The organism is Xanthomarina sp. (assembly GCF_035306605.1).
Classification (GTDB): domain Bacteria; phylum Bacteroidota; class Bacteroidia; order Flavobacteriales; family Flavobacteriaceae; genus Xanthomarina.
Genome location: NZ_DATGNR010000078.1, coordinates 58,293 through 77,420 on the forward strand (window position 1 = coordinate 58,293; position 19,128 = coordinate 77,420).

A 19,128-nucleotide genomic window follows, 5' to 3' on the forward strand; every position below is an offset into this window, starting at 1 on the left:
TTATTCAATAATTATTTTATCTAAATTGATTAACTCGCTTTCCAACAGGTTCGGGATGGATCTTTTTACAAACAAATCGTATAAAATTTGAACGGATAAAATAGCCGTCATAGCCATATTGTCTATTTCTGACACACCCTTATTGGATGTTATTTTTGAATGCAAGGTTTTTACATGCTCCAAGTTAAAAACACCAAATTCTTTAATACATGCTTCTGAAAGCATCTCTTTTAAGTAATCCGGTAAATCTTCTGAAACAAAAAGACTTCTGATGGGAGCGCGATAAGCTTGTTTCGATCTGTTTAAAATTTCTTCGGGCAACCTTCCTACCATCATCTTTTTTAATAGGTACTTTTCATTTAAACCATGAAGTTTTAAATCTGGATGAAGCTGCATGCAAAATTCAATAACCCGATGATCTAAAAATGGGTAGCGCCCTTCAATAGAGTTAGCCATCCCCATTCTATCTCCCTGACTAGACAACAAATAACCAGACATAAACAATTGAATTTCCAACCACTGTGCTTTGGTTAAATAATCGTAGCCTGACAATTTAGACTCCAATTGTTTTTCTAAATTTTCAATGGGTGTATAATCTTTAATTCGTTCTTTTATCGAGTCCGAAAAATAGTTTTTTATCCTACTGGTATTGTGCCACCTTAATAAGTGGGAATATACGGGCGACTGGGTTTCACTAAGTTTATATCCGAAAAACATTTTTAGCATATTGCTACTCGAATTGCTTATTTGAGGTAAATAAGGATATAGTTTTTTTAGTAATAACGGTCTGTATTTTGAGTTTGGATCTTTAGCCCAAAAATGCTTGATTTTTGTTTCTTTAAAAATATTATAACCTCCTAAAAGTTCATCAGCTCCTTCGCCAGTTATCACGACTTTTATATCATGATCTTTAACACTTTTTGCAAGCAAACTCATTGGAGTTGGAGCTGTTCTCAACAAAGGGGCTTCGGAATACCAAATAACATCCTTAAAATGATTTGAAATATCTTTCTCACTACAGGTTACGCTGGAGTGCTCTGTTTTAAAATACGTAGCGGCAATGTTTTGATAGGACGATTCATCAAAGTCCTTCTCGGTGAATCCGATGGAAAAAGTTCGTAATTTTTCTGGTGAAATCTGCTTTATAAAAGAGGTTGTTATGCTAGAATCAATACCTCCACTTAAATAGGCAGCGACTGGCACATCAGCACGAAGTCTTAATTTAATAGAATCTAAAAAGATGTTTTCAAACGCCATAGCTGCCTCTTCTACATTTTTAAAAGTATAGGCATCTGGTTTTACAAGTGGTAACTCCCAATAAGTAGTTGTACTCATGTTTTCAGGTTGAATCAACATATAACTTCCTGGAGCCACCTCAAAAACATCTTCAAAAACTGTGTTTGGAGGTAAAGCCGTCCAAAAAGTAACATATTCTGAAAGCGCCTTTTCCGAAAACTTTAAATCAATACCAGGATACTCTAAAAAGGTTTTTATTTCGGAACCAAAAACAAAATTGCCATCTAATTGCGTATAAAACAAAGGCCTAATTCCAACACGATCTCTTGCCAGAAACAATTCTTCTTTAGTTTTATCCCAAATAGCAAAAGCAAACTGCCCGTTCAACATCTTAACACATTCAGGACCATATTCTTCATACAAATGAACAATCACTTCCGTATCTGTACTTGTTTTAAATTTGTGGTTTTTCTTGAGCAAATCTTCTTTTAACTCGATATAGTTATAGACTTCACCATTGAACACAATCCACAAGCTTTCGTCTTGATTGGAAATGGGCATAGCCCCACCAGAGCTCAAATCGATAATACTTAAGCGCACACTGCCCAGGCCTACTTTATCAGCAATATAAACACCGCTTTGGTCAGGACCACGATGTTTAATTCTAGTAAGCATGTTTTGTAATGTCGAGACGGATTGCTCTTTGTTTAAATTTCCATAAAAACCAGCGATTCCACACATAGGATATTAGTTGTTGGTTGCTGATGAAATTAAACTTTAACGGCTATTTTGTTGTTTACAAAAGAGACAATATTATTTATAGATTCGAAGTTTTTCGGATTCAACTCCTCGTCGTTAACCTCCACTTTAAAGGTTTCCCCTAAAAATTCAATTAGAAATAATAAGCCCATAGAGTCCAACAAGCCATTTTCAAAAATCAAAGCATCATCTGCAACATCTTTAACTTCGGATAAAGATGCTTCTAAAATGTATCTTTTAATCTCTTTTTTAATGTCGTTTTTGTTTTCCATTTTTAATATATCATTTAATAAATTACACGATTCATAGCATAGATTTAGAATCTCTATCTATTCTACTATTAATTATGGTTAGGGAAGGGATTAAATAGTTTAGATAACAGCAAGTTAATGATTCTAATATAGCCCTATTTTAGGTAAAAAAAGAACTGGTATTTAAACTATTCGTTAAAACGACAAAACATCAGATTAACGTTCTTAATCTATCTCATTCATCGACAATTTTAGCATCTAAAAACTCCTTGATCACTAATAAGTTTTATAAAGCGCCCATTATTATTATCTTTATCGAAAGAACAATTAAGATGAAAGATATCGCTTTAATCGATGACGATTTTATAGATCAAAACACCCATTTTCCTAGTTTAATTGCGACAATTAAGGCTGCTTTTACATCTTCAAGCATTCAGGTTCCCATGCGTCATCATCACGATTTTCCAAATCCAAAGGAAAATACGGACTCTACCTTACTACTAATGCCAGCTTGGAACCCCGGAAAAGAAGCTGGAGTAAAAATAGTAACGGTAAGCCCAAACAATGGGGTTTATAATTTACCCGCAATTCAAGGCACATATTTGTATTTAGATGCTCACAAAGGCACAGTAAAAGCTATTTTAGCAGCAAAAGCGTTAACAGCAAAGCGCACAGCCGCAGCATCAGCCTTAGCTTCTAGTTACCTTTCTCGAGAAGATGCTAGTTCACTTTTAATGATTGGAACAGGGGCCTTATCTGTAAACCTAATCATGGCTCATGCCAGTGTCCGACCTATAAAGAACGTATATGTTTGGGGACGAAATTTCAAAAAAGCAGAAGCCATTTGTCAGGAAGCTGCTTTAAAGGGTTTTAATACCACACCTATCCATGACCTGGTTGAAGTTATCCCTAAAGTAGATATTATTTCTTCAGCTACACTTTCAAAAACACCTTTAGTTTTAGGTAAACACCTAAAAGAGGGCCAACATATTGATTTGGTTGGAGCCTACAAAAAGGATATGCGCGAAGCCGATGATGAAGCTATAAAAAAATCAAGTGTATTTTTAGACACCTACCAAGGCGGATTAAAGGAAAGTGGCGATATTGCCATTCCCTTAAAAACTGGAGTTCTTCTAGAAAACGACATAAAAGCTGATTTGTTTGACTTGTGCTCAAACAAGAAGCAAGGCAGACAAAACTCTAAGGAAATTACCTTTTTCAAGTCTGTTGGACATGCCTTGGAAGATTTAGCTGCAGCTACTTACTATTATGAAAAATATAAAAATGAAAAACACCTATAAAAACATTGTATCGAAAACAACTTTTGAACCAAACAAAGATTGGTTGCAAATTAAAACAATAGACATGCATACGGGCGGCGAACCCTTACGTGTCATAATAAGTGGTTTTCCTGAATTAATAGGAAACTCCGTTTTGGATTATCGAAGATATTGTAAAGATAATTACGACGCCCTACGAACAGCTCTCATGTTTGAGCCTCGCGGGCATGCCGATATGTATGGTTGTATTTTGTTACCTCCAAATGACGAAGAAGGCGATTTTGGAGTAATCTTTTTACATAACGAAGGTTACTCTACCATGTGTGGACATGCAATTATTGCCATTTCCACCCTAGCGGTAGAAATGAATTGGATAGCTGTAAAAGAAGGAGAAAACATCTTGAAAATTGATGCTCCTTGTGGAAGAATAACCTCCTTTGCTCAGGTGGAAAAAGGCAAAGTAACAGGGGTTCGATTTCATTGCGTCCCAAGTTTTGTTGTTGGATTAGATAGAACAGTTGAAGTAGAAGGCCTAGGAAAAGTGACATACGACCTGGCTTATGGCGGCGCCTTTTATGCCTATGTTGACATGAATAAAAACACTTTTGAATTCGACCTAACTCCTAATTCATACCGAGCGTTAATTTCTAATGGAATGGCTATTAAAGAAGCGGTTATGAAAAAAGACAAAGAAATTCTACACCCTTTTGAAAACGATTTAAGCTTTTTATATGGAACCATTTTTATTGGTGATGCCCTAAATAAAGAGAACCACAATAGAAACGTATGTATTTTTGCTGAAGGCGAAGTAGACAGAAGTCCAACTGGATCTGGGGTGTCAGGAAGAATGGCTATTCACAAGGCTAGAAAAGAATTGGATTTTGGCGAAAAAATGCGAATTGAAAGTATTACGGATTCTGTTTTTACTGGATCTATTGTATCAGAAGCAGATTACGGACCTTTTACAGCTGTAATTCCGGAAGTTGAAGGAACCGCTCATATTACCGGGATGCATACTTTCGTTATCGATCCGAAGGACCCAATGAAAAACGGCTTTATTTTAAGATAAATCAGCTTCGTTTAAATCTATTTTAACGCTATAAGAAACTTAAATTATGAAAAAACTACTAACAATCTGTTGTCTATTAGGAATTTCAATATGTTCGGCCCAGACGATTGAAAGTGAAGACAAAGCAGCTATTTTATCCGTTTTGGAAACCCAAGAAAAAGCATGGAATCAACACGATCTTGAAGGCTACATGCAAGGCTATTGGAAAAGTGATTCGCTGAAATTTTATGGCGGAAGCGGATTAACCTATGGCTGGAAAAACACTTTAGTCAATTACAAAAAAGGCTATCCAACGAAAGCTGAAAGTGGAGCGTTGAAATTTAAAATTAATGACCTATCCAAAATTGAAGACAATACCTATTGGGTTATGGGCGAATACCATTTAACTAGAGATGTGGGCAACGCCAAAGGCGTTTTTATGATCATCTTCAAAAAAATCGATGGCGAATGGAAAATAATTGCAGATATGTCCTGCTAATTAAGCGGCATCCTCTGTTTTAAATTCAGTGTATAAGTCTTTGCATCCAAAACCAACTATTGATAATTGTTTCTTTAAAACTATAGCTTGATTATGAAGTCTTGCCAAGGCCTTTACTCCATCCCTATCGATACTTTGAAGTCCTCCAATGCTGATTGTTACAGATTGCAATTTCTCAAAAATATCTTCAAACTCTTCTTGAAACTTTTTAACAGATTGTCTATTTAATGCTCCTGTAACTTCAAATAAATTATTGTTGTAAGTAATTGTAAGGTTCATAATAACATAAATTAAGTTAATTAATTCTATCTGGCTATGCTATTAATCAGGGTCGATGGGATAAATGTAATAAGAATAAGGTGTTTAAAGCAAAAAATTCGACAAAAGCCCTAAGTATCAGACCAACAAACAGCTCCTGTTTATTTACTCGACAAACTGCAAAAAACACCTCGACTTAACACGCAATATGTTAAGAACTACATTTTCTTTACATACTTAGTAATAATTACAATATTCTGACCATCTACTCTTCCTTCTATAAATTCAGAGTTTTCATGATCTAAACGAATGTTTCTTACAGCAGTTCCTTGCTTTGCAACCATGCTTGAGCCCTTCACTTTTAAATCCTTTATTAAAACTACTGAATCTCCAGATTCTAAAATAACTCCGTTAGAATCTCTGTGAATAATTTTATTGGCTTCGTCTTCATGCTCTCCTGTAGCTCTTGCTAAAGCCAAAGCTTCATCATCCAAATACATCATGTCCAACAAATCTTTTGGCCAACCTTCGTTACGCAGTCTTTGCAGCATTCTCCATGAAAGAATTTGCACAGCAATATGCTCGTTCCACATACTGTCGTTTAAACATCTCCAATGGTTGGTATCCATCTCTACGTTCTCTTCAATTTGATCTAAACAGGTTTTGCAAACCAATACGCTATTATCAACCGATTCATTTAACGATGGAGGTAAGGTATATTGAGTTAATCCTTCAGTAGAAGTACATAGTTCGCAAGTGTTATTGCTTCTTTCTTGTAGTTTTTGTAATACGCTCATGGAATGTAAGATTTTCTATTGTTGATTTACCATTATTGACTCGCACAAATACCTCTTTCGACACAGGCGAGCCTTGCTTGCAGAAGATAAAATTCTACGCTGCAAACGTACTGTTTTTTATTCCTACAAGCAAGTGTTAAAAAACAATGTGGTTGTAAGGAGTGAATTGAATAAAACAAACTTCCCGTTCTTCCTTTTGAAACCTGATGTGGCTATACATCAAGGGAGTCCCTCATTTTTTTAGTCATCCCTTTCACAACCATATCATAGGAGTGGTCTATGAGTTCGCAAATAAATTTTGGCGACAATTCGCCTTCGTGAATATAAAGGGTATTCCAATGTTTTTTGCTCATGTGGTAGCCAGGACGAATACTACCGTATTCGGCACGTAGTTCTTCAGCAAAATTAGGATCGCATTTTAAGTTAATAGCTTTCTCGCCCAACTCCCATTTTTGAAGGCCAATTAAGGCAAACATTTTTCCTAGCACTTTAAAAACTAACGTATCTGCATCAAACGGAAAGTCCTCTGTAACCCCTTTTTTTAATAAACAATAAGTGCGAATTTGTTCTATATTCATAAAAAAACACGTCCAAATTAAAGTTTGGACGTGTTTAAAATTACTGAATTTTTATCAAATTAGAAATACTTTCCAAGCCACTTACACTTCGGAATTCCTTCAACTGATAATACAGTAACTTTATCGGGAAAAGATGCCATAACATTTGGATCGGATTCATGAATGCTTTCAATTTTGTATTCTACAAAATTAAACCCCGCTTTTAAATTTAAATGGTAAGTATAGGAGACTTCAGCATCTCCTTCATCCAACATAAGAGTAGAAATACAGGTTCCTGTATATTGAAATGGTTTAGCCATATAAACATGTTTAAAATACGAGCCTAAAATGGGCTCCATATACGCTGGATCTTCCAGCCAAGGCACTAAATCAGCATCTGAAACTGCAAAAATAACGCCTACATATTTATTGTTAGTTGTCCATAATGAAAGAGAACCCGTGTCTAATGAAAATATGTTATCCGCCTCTGCCACCATCTCAACGCCATTGTTGCAAAGCGAAAACAAAGTGTACCATAATTTTGAGGATTCACTTTCTTTTACTTCATCTGAAACCTTAGACAGTTCCTTGGGAAAATCAAAATTCACGAGACCCTCCTTGCTTATTCTACCAATCTTTATTGGATTTTCCACGCCCAATGGCATAACCATTAATTGAACATCTAAACCTCCCATGGAATAAGCTTCAATTTTTGCTTGGTTTTGCGAAAACCCTAGGACCTGGAAGAGCACACCGATAAAAATAAAAACACCTGTTTTCATATCTGTTTTTTTTAATTAATTAAAGGCTTAAGTAGTCTCAGAAGTCACACCCCATAATACCCTTAAAGTTTAATCAAAGCTAATTCAATGCCTTCCTTTTGAATATAAGATATGTCACATAGTGTGTAACTATTGTTGCAACTTCCTTTAAAAGCTAAGTTTTCATGAAATTTTAATCGGATAAATGTGTTTTCCATTAATTGATAATAAAAAAAGCTGCTACAGGCTTTTAAACCATTCTGCATATTTTTCTCCTAAAATAGGAACCACCTTTTCTGTTCCATTAATAGCATTTATTAAGCCCATGATCCACATGTATAATAAAACAAAAATTCCAATAATATTAATAAGCCAACCTATAATTGGGATGATCCCAATAACACCTAAAGCAAAGCCTGTTAAAGCCAACCCTAAAGATTGTTTAATATGAAAAGATGCAAATGGCTCTTTTTTATCGTTATTCATTATAAAGGCAATAATTAGCCCAATTACAGTTATATAGGCTATAACAGCTATGTTTTTTCCTTCGGTTGCAATACTTGTTTTTTCTGTTGTTTCCATGATTTATTATTTTAATGAGTTTAAAATGATTTCACTTTTATAGCATAAACTTATAAAAGGTTAACATCAAATCTATAAAAAATCATCAGAACCACCTCATAAAGAAAGACTTTAAAACACCTTCACCGGATTCGAAGCGGGTAATACCATCCAACCGAAAATCACTTTGACAATAAAAATTTATTATGAAAGGTGAGAATACAATACACCAAGTGTCCTTAGGAGACCTCCTTTAGAAACCAAAGCTCATTTACTTTAGGCAATAAAGTTCAACCTCCCAAATTAATGAGATGAACTAGGTGCTACGAAGCTAGCACATCTAAGTATGCTACCCCAAAAAGACGTTTATGTTAACTCGGTAACTTTATATAAAACGGGCCTACTAGGCGAAGCATCATTTTCAAATGGAGCTATTTGTATATTCAGAAAGTAAGTACCATCTGCTACAATATTTGGGACAAATATAAACTCAGTGATGGTCGCATCCATTCTAGCTCGTCCCGAAGTATTCCAAAATGCATGATGAGCCAATAACTCACCATCATCCTTTTCCTTATCGATACTTGGCAAATCTACCAGCAAATGTTTCACCCCTTTTTCACGTAAATAAATAGCGGCCTCAGATAATAAATAAGGAGGATTGGTATGAGAATATTGATTGGATAACTTCTCTCGAGTATTAGGAATCGTACGAATAATTACAGCCTCACATTTTTTGGTTCCTAAGGCAAACTGAAGTTGTTTTTTAGAAATAACAAAATCCTTTCCTTTTTTTTCTGGCGCGACGGTTATCAACTCTGCTAAAAAGAAAAACTGTTTTAAATTTTGGTTGATGGAATACACCTTTTCAGTAATATGCCCAACACATTCTGTATGTGTACCATGGGCATGCGGATTAAACCATATATTGTTAAAGTTAATATCGGCACCCTCTGCCACACTTGCAATCCATTCGCCTTCTTGAACAGGCTCTATTCTAGGCGCATCTAAATACCAAGCATTAACATTGCTTTTTGAAGCCCTAAGTGGAATAGAAATATCCAAAGGTTTTGATAAATCTATTTGATATTTTTCGGATTTGTATTGAATACTTGCAATCACTTCTACAATATTTTATAGGTAAATAATTTATAAATTAGTTATACAAAGCCCTTATCCCTTATAAGCTAAAAGGACGTCTGGTTTTATATAGACTTGTTTAATGGTAAAAATTAAATATATAAAATTAGTAAGAACAATAAAAATAGGAACGGCAATATTCTTAAAATTCGGTTTTACTACAGTTTAAATAAATCCGAAGCAATACCATCGCTTAAAAACTTCCCTTTTTTGGTTATCACTAAATGAGATTCATCAAGATACAACAATCCTTGATGAATATGCTTCTGAGATTGTTCTAAAAGATACTTTTTATATAGGTCGCCAAAGTCGGTTTCAATTTTTTCTAAAGAAACACCCCAAATAGTTCTTAAACCAGTCATCACATATTCGTTATATTGTTCTTGAATTGACAAAATCTCTTGGGTACTTGGCAAGCTATTTCCCTCTATACTTTTAATGTATTTGGTATTGTTTGAAACATTCCAACTTCTTATATTTCCGCAATAGGAATGTGCCGAAGGCCCGATTCCCAAATAGGGTTTACCTTGCCAATAACTGGTATTGTGTTTAGAAAAATAAGAGGGTTTTCCAAAATTAGAAATCTCATAATGTATAAATCCTTGTTTTTCGGTTTCTAACATCAAATGATTGAAGTGAAGCTGTGCCAATTCATCATCTATAGCCGGATACTTGCCACTTTTAATAAAAGTATCCAAAGCCGTTTGAGGCTCGACGGTTAAAGCGTAACTAGAAATATGATTCACACCAAAACCAAAAGCAAGTTGAAGATTTTCGTTCCATTTCTCCAAGCTCATATTAGGAATCCCATAAATTAAATCAATGGTAATATTCTCGAAGTGTTTGCTTGCTTCAGATAAACAGCGCTTAGACTCGTCTGAAGTATGAGCGCGATTCATTTGTTTTAAATCGGCTTCAAAAAAGGATTGAATACCTATACTCAACCTGTTTATCCCTATTTTTCTATAGTCTTCAAAAATGGTCCTTGATTGATCCTGAACAGATGTCAAGTCGTCCGGATTGGCTTCTAAAGTAATTTCGGGATTCTCAATAACTTGATAGTTTTTATATACCTCAGCAATCAAAAAACCTAATTCTTCAACGCTTAACAATGAAGGTGTGCCTCCTCCAAAATAAATGGTTTCAACAGCAATATCTTTAAATTCATCTTTACGAAAAACCAATTCCTTGGCTAGAGCTTGTACTAAATCATCCTTTTTCTTTAAAGATGTAGAAAAATGAAAGTCGCAATAAAAACAGGCCTGTTTGCAAAATGGAATATGAATGTAGATTCCGCCTCCTTTTAACTTCCCCAAAGAGGAAGGGTCTTTACTTAAACGACTAAAATCCATTGTATTCTCCATATTTCCCAAAACAATTTGCTTCTCAGCTCCTACGACTTCTTGACCCGATCTTCATTCTGTTTTACAAAACTAGCCCAACCGGAATAACTTTTACCTATTTCAATTTTACCGGCATTATAAAAATGACAAACTGCCGCAGCCAAACCATCCATAGAATCGAGGTTTTTTGGCAGTGTTTTAATACCTAACATACTTTGAAGCATTTTAGCCACCTGCTCTTTACTGGCATTTCCATTTCCAGTAATAGCCATTTTTATTTTTTTAGGTGAATATTCCGTAATAGGAACTTCTCTACTCAAGCCTGCGGCCATAGCAACCCCTTGAGCCCGTCCTAACTTAAGCATACTTTGAACGTTCTTTCCAAAGAATGGCGCCTCAATTGCAATTTCGTCTGGATGATGAGTTTCTATAAGTTCAATGGTCCGTTCAAAAATAAGTTTTAGCTTTAGATAATGATCGTCGTATTTTTTTAGATCCAACTCGTTTAGCTGCAGAAACTGCATATTTTTTCCAACCACTTTTATAAGACCAAATCCCATAATAGTTGTACCTGGATCAATACCTAATATAATTTTTTCTTTGCTCATTAATCGCAATAATAACAACCACTTAATGAATAAGATATTCCTAGGGTTGCAGTTAATAAATTCCCGTTAAACGAGCCATACCCGTCAGTTACAGGATCGAAATCACTACTAAACCCGTAAATATAGGAGGTATCTAAATAAATAGTCAATTGATCGGAAATTTTATGGTGGAACTCAATGCCGGCCATGACATTTAAAAACGAGGTTTTATTTTCACCATATTCTCCCAATGGTTTAATCATACTAAAACCTGGTCCAACATGAGCAACTATGCCAAAACCAATTGGCAAAAAGTTTATTTTTGAGCTTGGATCGTAAACAAATTGCGCATTTATTCTTGAATAGTTTACCTTAAAATAAGGAGAACTAGCATCGTGCGACAAACGGTTAAATCCAAAATCCAATTTAGCGCCAAACTGACTTCTAAACATATGCTGCAACCCTAAATTAACGGTTGGAAAATTTATAGGTTTGCCTTCAAAACCACTTACAAATCCACTAGAACTTGGATTATTAATACCAAGAGCAACTTGAGCCTTCCACTTACTAGTTTCAGCTTGACTGAATCCAAAAACCGAGATAAATAAAAAAATAACAGAAAGAGTCGTCCTTTTGATGTTTATAAAAAATGTATTCATAAAACTATATTGTTTAATTTGCGGCAAATAAAGTGCTAAATCTAATAATGCAAAAAACCTTACCCTACAAAACTAATCAATTCTTAATTGTGCTTCTAAAAATAAGCATTGTAGTTGGTGCATTTTATTTTATTTATCACAGATTAACCACAAACAACCAATTAGACTTTAAAGTTTTTAGTGAGTTTTTATCCGAAAACAAGGTGTTTTCAGCAAAAAATACCTTGTTTCTATTCCTTTTAAGCGCTTTTAATTGGATTTTTGAAATTTTAAAATGGAAAGATTTAGTTTCTGTTTTCAAAAAAATCAGTTTTAAGGAAGGACTTCAACAAACCTTAGGCTCATTAACAGCCTCAATATTTACACCTAATAGAATTGGAGAATATGGCGCCAAAGCTATTTGTTACAGCTCCGATTTAAGAAAAAAAATAGTCCTTTTAAACTTTCTTGGAAATAGCATGCAAATGCTAGTAACCACAATTTTAGGTCTGATTGGCCTATACGTACTCACAACAACCTATCCCTTAGACATTAATTATCATAAAACAGCTAGATTTTTAATTGGTTTATTGGTTATTTCAAGCCTCGTGTTTTTTGGATGGAAGAAAAAAAACCTTACAATCAAAGGCCTTTCAATTGAAAAACTGGTACTTTTTTTTAGAAAGATTCCTTTTAAACAGTATCTAACTTGTTTGAACTTCTCCCTCCTGAGGTATTTTATTTTTTCATTCCAATTTTATCTGTTACTTCAGTTGTTTGGAATTGAAATATCCTACAGCAATGCCATGACCATTATTACTTCTATGTATTTATTGGCTTCTGTTGTACCATCAATTTTTATATTCGATGTAGTCATTAAAGGCAGTGTGGCAGTTTACCTGTTTTCTTTAGTTGGCCTTAACGAGTTCACTATTTTATCTGTTGTAACTTGTATGTGGCTTTTAAACTTTGTGCTCCCAAGCATCTTAGGTGCGGTTTTTGTTTTAAATTTTAAACCTCCTAAAAGCCTCGTCTCATGATTCCCATCATTTTTACAATCACCTTAATATATCTACTTTTAATAGGAAGTTTTATTTATGGTTTCAATAAGGTTTCGGAATTCAACTTTAAAGAACCCCTAACCAAAACAAATTTTTCTATTATAATTCCCTTTCGGAATGAAGCACAAAACCTACCTGCTTTATTAAACACCATTTCAAAATTAAAATATCCTTTATCCAACTTCGAGGTAATTTTTGTTGATGATGCTTCTGAAGATGCTTCCGTTAAAATAATTAAACAGCATCTAGATAAAACGGAGGTCGATTTCAAAATTTTGCAGAATCAAAGAAGGTCGAAATCCCCAAAAAAAGATGCCATAACAACCGCAATAGAACAAGCTAGCTGCGAATGGATTTTAACGACAGATGCTGATTGCCTAGTGCCTGAATTGTGGTTGGATATCTATAACAGCTATATTCAAAACACTAAGGCAAACATGATTTCTGGGCCTGTGGCTTACTACAGCCTTCATTCGTTTTTAGACCGATTTCAAGCCTTTGACTTTTTAAGTTTAATTGGAGCAACCATAGGCGGATTTGGATTAAAAACGCCCTTTTTAAGCAACGGAGCTAATTTAGCTTACAAAAAAGATTTTTTTAAAACCCTAAATGGTTTTTATGGAAACAACGATATCGCTAGTGGCGACGATGTGTTTTTATTACAAAAAGCCATAGAAAAACACAGAAATTCCGTCTTGTTTTTAAAAGCAAAAGAAGCGATTGTTTTAACCAAACCGCAACCAGATTTTTCTAGTTTAAAATCGCAACGCGTTCGTTGGGCTTCAAAAACCACACATTATAAAAACAGTTTCGGAAAACTTACGGGTCTCGTAGTTTTATTAATGAATGCTGGGTTAATTGCTTACTTGTTGTTTGCTTGCCTAGGAATCTTCAACTTCAAGTTATTACTACTTGTTTTCATTTTAAAATCGAGTATTGACTTTGTTTTACTATACAAAACCGCGTCATTTTTTAACCAAAAAAAATTATTCAGAAGCTACCCATTAAGCGCAATATGCTATCCAGCTTTTTCTGTTTACATTGCTTTTATCGCTATTTTTTCAAGCTATAAATGGAAAGATAGAGCTTATAAAAAATAGTGTGCAAATCATTTATTTTTGTTAGATTTACCAGAACAGTAATCCTATATCTAATGAAAAAGCTCGTCTTTATATTTTGTTTATTTCTATCCTTTTCATCTGTACATGCACAGAAATCATATACCATAAACGGTGAAACCCTTGAGTTAAAAACTGAAGTGGAAGGTAATTTAGACCTGTTATGGAATACCATAGATCGCCAATACAGATATTTTGTTAGAACAAAGGACGGTTCCCTTAAAGAATTGGTAAACACCAAAAACCCAGAGACTAAAAAACACCAACAAGAATATAAAGTATTATTAAAAGACTTAACACAGGAATACGGTCTATCACCTGATGATGTTAAATTGACACTGTCGAGCTTAAAGGACTACATCAATATGTACAATTCCACTAGCGACCTTAATTTTAATTACGAACCCAGAGCGAAGTTACAATCACGTTTAGGAGTTTTTGGCGGATTGACCAATCAACCTTTTGTTGAAAACCTCAACAACACTTCTGTTCCGTTTTTTGGTGCAGAATTTGAAGTTTATAGAGACACCAAATTAAGAAACCATGCCGGGTATTTTAATTTAAAAACAGCTTTAGATTCCGACGAATTCGATTACTCGTCTACCCAATTAGGTATAGGATACAGATACCGCTTTATTAATAAAACCAATTTCAGTGTATATGGGAATCTAACTTTTGTGACTTACAGTTTTTACAAAGGTACCATGCGTTATGACGACCCAGATACCCCAGGTGCATATATCTATGAAAAACAATCTGATTCAGAAATGAAAGCACCATTTATTTTTGGCTTAGGAGGCGATATCAAAGTAACTAAAAATGGCTACATCACCCTGGCGTACGACAATTTGTTTGCCTTGTTTTCTGAAAACCAAGGGAATTTTCCAATAGATTTTGCTGTTGGTTTTAAATTCAACTTATAATAAATGCGTTTTAACAAAACTTCCAATCCTGCTTTTAACGATTACTTTTGGAAGAATGATACACGCTCAACAGAAAAAATGAGCGTTCGTGGTATTATCTTAAAATCCTTGTTTTCCATCCTAATCATTGCCTGCTTAGCTGTTTATGTATGGAATCTATATACCTCTGGAACAGACATTTCATGGTATGTTACAGGAGGCATGGTTTCGGCCCTTGTAATTAGTATAGTAATCTCTGTTAGAACTCAGTGGGCAAAATTTTTAGTACCGCTTTATGCCATAGCTAAAGGATTGTTTCTTGGTGGAATAAACAGTTATGCACATGCGCGGTTTCCCGATTTACCGTTTCAAGCGATTGGTGTGACTATTGTTACCTTCTTTGTTATGCTCATCCTCTATCAGACGCGGATAATTATAGTTACAAAAAAACTTAGAAGCGTTATTATTGCTGCCTCCCTGAGTATTTTTGTGATTTATATGATTTCATGGATTTTAAGCTTTTTCGGGATTCAGACTTTCATTTGGGGAACCTCTTGGCTAGCCATTGTTTTCAATGTTCTAGCCGCCATTTTTGCTTCTTTGGCCTTACTTTTAGATTTCGATTATATAGAAAGCCATAAAAACAAAGCGCCTAAAGATAAAGAATGGCTAGCCACTTGGGGGCTTTTAGTGACACTGGTTTGGTTGTATGTTGAAATTTTAAGACTGATGAGGAAATTAGCCATCCGATTTTAAGCCTTAATTCACTTGAATAATAACCGGCAAGGTAAAAGCTGTTTTTACTTGTTGCCCACGCTTAATAGCTGGGTAAATTTCTGGTAAAGAATCTAGGCTGTTCGCAAGAAGCTCGTCAATATTTGGGATTTCATGACGCGTTATAGAATCTACCTTGGCTTCTAATAAAGATAATACACCTTTTTCTGAAATTTGAAACTTTATAAAAATCGTGTCATCTATATTTTGAGTTACAACAAGGGTATCTCTCTGAATTTTACTTGTAATAATAGCTGTTAAGGTATTTTGAAAACAGGCCTTTTTTTCTTCTTTTGAAGCATCGTCATTACAGGATGCAAATGATGGATACTCATCCACATCACTCCAATTAAATGTTTTTAATTCTTCATTTAAAATAGCGTCTGAAGTTGTTTTCTTGACATCAAAATAATTGCAAGAAACAAGCAATATAAAACCGAAAAAAAGGTACAAATGTTTCATACACAGAATTAAACCCGAAAAGTACAATATTTTTGATTATTCTACATAAATGCCAGGATTTAAACCTAAAAAAACCGAAGACTTACTTTCGTTTTTGACTAGGAACCTACTTTTGCCTTTTATTTCTCCTTCATGGAACCAACGAAAAGATGCTGCAAGGTTTCTTTAATTCCTTGCTCGGACCATTTTAGGCAAAACAACAAACTCATGTCTGACCCCAACCACCAACCCAATTGAAATAAAACAAGAAGGATTTTTACAACAAAGACCTAGAAGAAACTTGCAGGACACCATAATACTGGTATTTGTTTTGAATGTGAAATTTGTAACATACATTTGATATCTTCGTCATATAAAGAAAAAATATATGGACATTCTATTACTTATTCTCGGCTTCGTATTAATGTTGGTTGGCATTTTAGGTAGCTTTTTACCTGTACTTCCTGGCCCACCTGTAAGTTGGCTTGGTCTGTTATTGCTTCATTTAACGAAGGCCATTCCTAGCAATTGGACTTTTTTAGGTATAACCCTAGCCATTGCTTTGATCGTTTTCGCTTTGGATTATATTATTCCTGCCTTAGGGACAAAAAAATTTGGCGGGAGCAAGTATGGCGTTATTGGGACAACTCTAGGCCTCTTGGTAGCAATTATTTTTCCTGTGTTAGGAGTTTTTGGAATTATAATTTGGCCCTTTGTTGGTGCTTTTGTTGGAGAATTGTTAAATAGAACAGATTCAAAAACAGCAGCAAAAGCTGCATTTGGTTCCTTTTTAGGCTTTCTAACTGGAACATTTATAAAATTTCTAGTAGCCGTTATCTATCTCGGATTTTTTATTGTGAAAGCATGGGAACATAAATCCGCACTCTTTAGCTTCTAACAAAAAGAAACCTCATGACTCATAAAGATATTATAAGGTCACGAGGTTAGTGTCAATGCTATTATCAACTATTATTTGAGGGATTAATTAATTAGTTGTTGCTAATCCAAATATAGGCCTTAGCATTCAATTCTATTTACGGGAAATCACAATGGAGGGAAAATTGGATTATTAAATTAAAAACAAGCTCTTTATTCACCTAGTTCAGCTAAGCCACGCTGGTAAAATTCCAAACGTTCTTTTTCTGGTACTAAAGCGCCTCCTGTACCCCAAACAATATGGGTAGCCTGTTCCATATTTAAATTATTGGCACGCGCATAATTGGTCTTTAAAATCATCTGCGGTCCAATCAGCCCAGCCGTTGCAGAAGGCTCTAAGAAAATATGTTCAGAATCCATTAATTGAGCTAGTAGTTTAAAAAGCTCAGCATCCTCCATGGTGTACAGCCCACTAATTAGATGACTACTGATGGAGCTTGCAAAACTGGATGGGCGACCAACAGCCAAACCATCGGCTTCTGTTTTATTGTCTATTCCAAAATCTTGAACACTAATACGTCCGTTTTCTCCAGTAATCAGGCCTGTTAGTACAGCAGGAGAGTGCGTCGGTTCAACAAAAAAGCAATGAACATGATCGCCATAAATTTGTTTTAAGCCAAAGGCTGTTCCTCCCGGCGATCCGCCAACACCACAAGGGGAATAAACAAATAAAGGATGTTCGGCATCTACCTGAATATTTTCTACTTCTAGTTGTCTAGCAATCCGTAAAGCGCCTACGGAGTATCCCAAAAACAAATCTTTAGAATTTTCGTCATCAACAAAATAGGACATGGCAGCTGCTTGGGTTTCTTTCCGACCAGCAAGAATGGCTTCGCTAAAATCTCCTGAAAACTCAACGACCTTCACTCCTTTTTCCCTGAGCAACTCCTTTTTCCAAACTTTAGCATCGGCAGACATATATACGGTGACCTGAAATCCTAAGGCCGCACTAATAATACCAATACTCAACCCTAAGTTTCCCGTAGAGCCCACACCAATTTTATATTGACTAAAAAACGATTTAAAATCTGAAGAAGCAAAACGACGGTAATTGGAATCTTCTAACAGCCCCGCATTTAAAGCTAGTTTTTCAGCATGACTTAAGACTTCAAAAAATCCACCTCGAGCTTTAATAGAACCCGCAATGGGAAGTTGGTTATCGCATTTTAAAAATAATCTACCTGTTATTTTTGGATCCTGATGGTTTAAAAGTGCTTTCATATTTACCAGCTCTTTCAATGGAGATTCCAAAATGCCATGTGTTTTTCTGGTTTCCGGAAAAGCTTCAATGAAAAATGGCGTAAAGCGTTCCCACAAAGCCTCTGCTTCTAACATATCAGCTTTTGATATGGAAAGATCCGGCATGTGCAACCTGGTTTTCATATTAGGGTAATCCAAGTCACAGGTTTCAAGGCCATGATATCCGTAAAAAGCGGTTCCTTCTTAACAAAATTGGCTATATCACTGTCTGAATACATAATTTCCCAGATTAAAAATTAAATAAGCCCTGATACTTGGTGCTTTTATCAATAGCTAAGATTTATTGACAACGCCTTCAACGCGCTGTGCACTATCTAGCTTATTAAGACTTAAGCGAACGGTACTGGTTTCAATGGCAGTTAAATCGTGAGGCACACCCCCGTCCAAAGCGATTAAATCTCCTCGTTTTAGCTGATGTACAGTTCCATTTACACCAAAATTTATCGCACCTTCAAAAACTTCAACAACAATCGGGAAGGGAGTTTTATGCTCCTTCATAGTTTGTCCTGCTTTAAATGCGATTCTAATTTCTTTCCCTGTTTCAGTTTCCATTAAAACTTGAACACTTGGTCTTGTTTCCTGATAGTCCACATGAGTTACTAAGGATGCTAATTTCATAATATGAGTTTTAATTAATTTATTTTCTTATTTAGACCCATTTAAAATTAGCAAATATTAACTCAATTCAAGTACAAAACGCGAAGAATTTGTTGAAGAAAATATGAAAAGTGAGACTTGATATAAAAAAGAAAATTACAAAAAGACGGAGCAAAGTATCCTAAAACAAAAAAGCATCCCAATCTTCGGTTAAGAAAAAAGGAAAGCTTTCCATCGGTTTAACTACTTAAACCATTGACAGACTACTACATCCGTCAAACAACACAACTAAATTTTATTGCCAAAAAAAAGCTCCAATTTCTT

22 protein-coding genes are annotated in these 19,128 nt (G+C 35.0%); 8 read left to right on the forward strand and 14 right to left on the reverse strand.

Features of this window, described 5'->3' with window-relative positions:
* Positions 1-1,977 carry an asparagine synthase (glutamine-hydrolyzing) gene (asnB, locus tag VKY41_RS10725; RefSeq protein ID WP_500814452.1) on the reverse strand — a complete coding sequence of 659 codons (1,977 nt, stop codon included), beginning with the start codon at positions 1,975-1,977 and terminating at the stop codon, positions 1-3.
* A gap of 29 nt (positions 1,978-2,006) precedes the next feature.
* Positions 2,007-2,267 carry an acyl carrier protein gene (locus tag VKY41_RS10730; RefSeq protein WP_500814453.1) on the reverse strand — a complete coding sequence of 87 codons (261 nt, stop codon included), beginning with the start codon at positions 2,265-2,267 and terminating at the stop codon, positions 2,007-2,009.
* A gap of 311 nt (positions 2,268-2,578) precedes the next feature.
* Between VKY41_RS10730 and lhpI the strand changes: the two genes are divergently transcribed.
* Genes lhpI through VKY41_RS10745 form a run of 3 tightly spaced genes read left to right on the forward strand, consistent with a single transcriptional unit; the run spans position 2,579 to position 5,073 of the window.
* A complete protein-coding gene (gene lhpI / locus VKY41_RS10735; RefSeq protein ID WP_500814454.1) occupies positions 2,579-3,547 on the forward strand; it encodes a bifunctional Delta(1)-pyrroline-2-carboxylate/Delta(1)-piperideine-2-carboxylate reductase in 969 nt (322 codons plus the stop codon).
* Positions 3,531-4,595, forward strand: coding sequence for a proline racemase family protein (locus VKY41_RS10740; RefSeq protein ID WP_500814455.1), 1,065 nt, complete (start codon positions 3,531-3,533; stop codon positions 4,593-4,595). Before lhpI ends, VKY41_RS10740 begins: the two co-directional genes overlap by 17 nt.
* A gap of 46 nt (positions 4,596-4,641) precedes the next feature.
* The gene (locus VKY41_RS10745) at positions 4,642-5,073 is read left to right on the forward strand and encodes a YybH family protein (RefSeq protein ID WP_500814456.1); all 432 of its coding nucleotides are present in this window, start codon (positions 4,642-4,644) and stop codon (positions 5,071-5,073) included.
* On the opposite strand, the gene VKY41_RS10750 is transcribed toward VKY41_RS10745, so the two are convergent.
* The 9 genes from VKY41_RS10750 to VKY41_RS10790 form a co-directional block, all read right to left on the reverse strand.
* Complete coding sequence (locus tag VKY41_RS10750) at positions 5,074-5,352, reverse strand: STAS domain-containing protein (RefSeq protein WP_500814457.1); 279 nt, start codon at positions 5,350-5,352, stop codon at positions 5,074-5,076.
* Between the two features lie 197 nt (positions 5,353-5,549).
* The gene (locus VKY41_RS10755; RefSeq protein WP_500814458.1) at positions 5,550-6,128 is read right to left on the reverse strand and encodes a PhnA domain-containing protein; all 579 of its coding nucleotides are present in this window, start codon (positions 6,126-6,128) and stop codon (positions 5,550-5,552) included.
* 212 nt (positions 6,129-6,340) lie between these two features.
* Positions 6,341-6,706: an MmcQ/YjbR family DNA-binding protein gene (locus VKY41_RS10760; protein WP_500814459.1), complete on the reverse strand. Its 366-nt coding sequence runs from the start codon at positions 6,704-6,706 to the stop codon at positions 6,341-6,343.
* Between the two features lie 59 nt (positions 6,707-6,765).
* Positions 6,766-7,467 carry a hypothetical protein gene (locus VKY41_RS10765; RefSeq protein WP_500814460.1) on the reverse strand — a complete coding sequence of 234 codons (702 nt, stop codon included), beginning with the start codon at positions 7,465-7,467 and terminating at the stop codon, positions 6,766-6,768.
* A gap of 219 nt (positions 7,468-7,686) precedes the next feature.
* On the reverse strand, positions 7,687-8,028 hold the full coding sequence (locus VKY41_RS10770; protein WP_500814461.1) for a DUF4870 domain-containing protein: 342 nt from the start codon (positions 8,026-8,028) through the stop codon (positions 7,687-7,689).
* A 345-nt stretch (positions 8,029-8,373) separates the two neighbouring features.
* A complete protein-coding gene (locus tag VKY41_RS10775) occupies positions 8,374-9,129 on the reverse strand; it encodes a cyclase family protein (RefSeq protein WP_500814462.1) in 756 nt (251 codons plus the stop codon).
* 176 nt (positions 9,130-9,305) lie between these two features.
* Positions 9,306-10,499, reverse strand: coding sequence for a radical SAM family heme chaperone HemW (gene hemW, locus VKY41_RS10780; protein WP_500814463.1), 1,194 nt, complete (start codon positions 10,497-10,499; stop codon positions 9,306-9,308).
* A gap of 41 nt (positions 10,500-10,540) precedes the next feature.
* On the reverse strand, positions 10,541-11,098 hold the full coding sequence (gene ruvC, locus VKY41_RS10785; protein WP_500814464.1) for a crossover junction endodeoxyribonuclease RuvC: 558 nt from the start codon (positions 11,096-11,098) through the stop codon (positions 10,541-10,543).
* On the reverse strand, positions 11,098-11,736 hold the full coding sequence (locus VKY41_RS10790; RefSeq protein WP_500814465.1) for a cell envelope biogenesis protein OmpA: 639 nt from the start codon (positions 11,734-11,736) through the stop codon (positions 11,098-11,100). The genes ruvC and VKY41_RS10790 overlap by 1 nt, the downstream gene beginning before the upstream one ends.
* Positions 11,737-11,783: 47 nt before the next feature.
* Here VKY41_RS10790 and VKY41_RS10795 point away from each other — a divergent pair, with 47 nt between their 5' ends.
* Genes VKY41_RS10795 through VKY41_RS10810 form a run of 4 tightly spaced genes read left to right on the forward strand, consistent with a single transcriptional unit; the run spans position 11,784 to position 15,552 of the window.
* The gene (locus VKY41_RS10795) at positions 11,784-12,755 is read left to right on the forward strand and encodes a lysylphosphatidylglycerol synthase domain-containing protein (RefSeq protein ID WP_500814466.1); all 972 of its coding nucleotides are present in this window, start codon (positions 11,784-11,786) and stop codon (positions 12,753-12,755) included.
* A complete protein-coding gene (locus VKY41_RS10800; RefSeq protein WP_500814467.1) occupies positions 12,752-13,876 on the forward strand; it encodes a glycosyltransferase family 2 protein in 1,125 nt (374 codons plus the stop codon). The genes VKY41_RS10795 and VKY41_RS10800 overlap by 4 nt, the downstream gene beginning before the upstream one ends.
* A gap of 53 nt (positions 13,877-13,929) precedes the next feature.
* Positions 13,930-14,817 carry a hypothetical protein gene (locus VKY41_RS10805; protein ID WP_500814468.1) on the forward strand — a complete coding sequence of 296 codons (888 nt, stop codon included), beginning with the start codon at positions 13,930-13,932 and terminating at the stop codon, positions 14,815-14,817.
* Between the two features lie 3 nt (positions 14,818-14,820).
* Entirely contained in the window at positions 14,821-15,552 is a 732-nt protein-coding gene (locus VKY41_RS10810; RefSeq protein WP_500814469.1) for a Bax inhibitor-1/YccA family protein, read from the forward strand.
* A gap of 3 nt (positions 15,553-15,555) precedes the next feature.
* Here VKY41_RS10810 and VKY41_RS10815 read toward each other — a convergent pair whose 3' ends face one another.
* Positions 15,556-16,032: a hypothetical protein gene (locus VKY41_RS10815; protein ID WP_500814470.1), complete on the reverse strand. Its 477-nt coding sequence runs from the start codon at positions 16,030-16,032 to the stop codon at positions 15,556-15,558.
* A gap of 367 nt (positions 16,033-16,399) precedes the next feature.
* On the opposite strand from VKY41_RS10815, the gene VKY41_RS10820 reads away from it, so the two are divergent.
* Complete coding sequence (locus VKY41_RS10820; protein ID WP_500814471.1) at positions 16,400-16,909, forward strand: DUF456 domain-containing protein; 510 nt, start codon at positions 16,400-16,402, stop codon at positions 16,907-16,909.
* Between the two features lie 191 nt (positions 16,910-17,100).
* On the opposite strand, the gene dsdA is transcribed toward VKY41_RS10820, so the two are convergent.
* The gene (dsdA, locus tag VKY41_RS10825) at positions 17,101-18,312 is read right to left on the reverse strand and encodes a D-serine ammonia-lyase (RefSeq protein WP_500814472.1); all 1,212 of its coding nucleotides are present in this window, start codon (positions 18,310-18,312) and stop codon (positions 17,101-17,103) included.
* Between the two features lie 168 nt (positions 18,313-18,480).
* Positions 18,481-18,825, reverse strand: coding sequence for a cupin domain-containing protein (locus VKY41_RS10830; protein ID WP_500814473.1), 345 nt, complete (start codon positions 18,823-18,825; stop codon positions 18,481-18,483).
* Positions 18,826-19,128 lie beyond the last annotated feature (303 nt).

Bases quoted from the DNA above. Each gene is read 5' to 3' on its own strand.
- VKY41_RS10815 (WP_500814470.1), bottom strand. From the start codon at position 16,032: ATGAAACATTTGTACCTTTTTTTCGGTTTTATATTGCTTGTTTCTTGC.
- VKY41_RS10770 (WP_500814461.1), bottom strand. From the start codon at position 8,028: ATGGAAACAACAGAAAAAACAAGTATTGCAACCGAAGGAAAAAACATA.
- VKY41_RS10760 (WP_500814459.1), bottom strand. From the start codon at position 6,706: ATGAATATAGAACAAATTCGCACTTATTGTTTATTAAAAAAAGGGGTT.
- VKY41_RS10830 (WP_500814473.1), bottom strand. From the start codon at position 18,825: ATGAAATTAGCATCCTTAGTAACTCATGTGGACTATCAGGAAACAAGA.
- VKY41_RS10750 (WP_500814457.1), bottom strand. From the start codon at position 5,352: ATGAACCTTACAATTACTTACAACAATAATTTATTTGAAGTTACAGGA.
- VKY41_RS10790 (WP_500814465.1), bottom strand. From the start codon at position 11,736: ATGAATACATTTTTTATAAACATCAAAAGGACGACTCTTTCTGTTATT.
- VKY41_RS10755 (WP_500814458.1), bottom strand. From the start codon at position 6,128: ATGAGCGTATTACAAAAACTACAAGAAAGAAGCAATAACACTTGCGAA.
- VKY41_RS10745 (WP_500814456.1), top strand. From the start codon at position 4,642: ATGAAAAAACTACTAACAATCTGTTGTCTATTAGGAATTTCAATATGT.
- dsdA (WP_500814472.1), bottom strand. From the start codon at position 18,312: ATGCCGGATCTTTCCATATCAAAAGCTGATATGTTAGAAGCAGAGGCT.
- lhpI (WP_500814454.1), top strand. From the start codon at position 2,579: ATGAAAGATATCGCTTTAATCGATGACGATTTTATAGATCAAAACACC.
- ruvC (WP_500814464.1), bottom strand. From the start codon at position 11,098: ATGAGCAAAGAAAAAATTATATTAGGTATTGATCCAGGTACAACTATT.
- asnB (WP_500814452.1), bottom strand. From the start codon at position 1,977: ATGTGTGGAATCGCTGGTTTTTATGGAAATTTAAACAAAGAGCAATCC.
- VKY41_RS10765 (WP_500814460.1), bottom strand. From the start codon at position 7,467: ATGAAAACAGGTGTTTTTATTTTTATCGGTGTGCTCTTCCAGGTCCTA.
- VKY41_RS10730 (WP_500814453.1), bottom strand. From the start codon at position 2,267: ATGGAAAACAAAAACGACATTAAAAAAGAGATTAAAAGATACATTTTA.
- VKY41_RS10740 (WP_500814455.1), top strand. From the start codon at position 3,531: ATGAAAAACACCTATAAAAACATTGTATCGAAAACAACTTTTGAACCA.
- VKY41_RS10810 (WP_500814469.1), top strand. From the start codon at position 14,821: ATGCGTTTTAACAAAACTTCCAATCCTGCTTTTAACGATTACTTTTGG.
- VKY41_RS10800 (WP_500814467.1), top strand. From the start codon at position 12,752: ATGATTCCCATCATTTTTACAATCACCTTAATATATCTACTTTTAATA.
- VKY41_RS10820 (WP_500814471.1), top strand. From the start codon at position 16,400: ATGGACATTCTATTACTTATTCTCGGCTTCGTATTAATGTTGGTTGGC.
- VKY41_RS10795 (WP_500814466.1), top strand. From the start codon at position 11,784: ATGCAAAAAACCTTACCCTACAAAACTAATCAATTCTTAATTGTGCTT.
- VKY41_RS10805 (WP_500814468.1), top strand. From the start codon at position 13,930: ATGAAAAAGCTCGTCTTTATATTTTGTTTATTTCTATCCTTTTCATCT.
- hemW (WP_500814463.1), bottom strand. From the start codon at position 10,499: ATGGATTTTAGTCGTTTAAGTAAAGACCCTTCCTCTTTGGGGAAGTTA.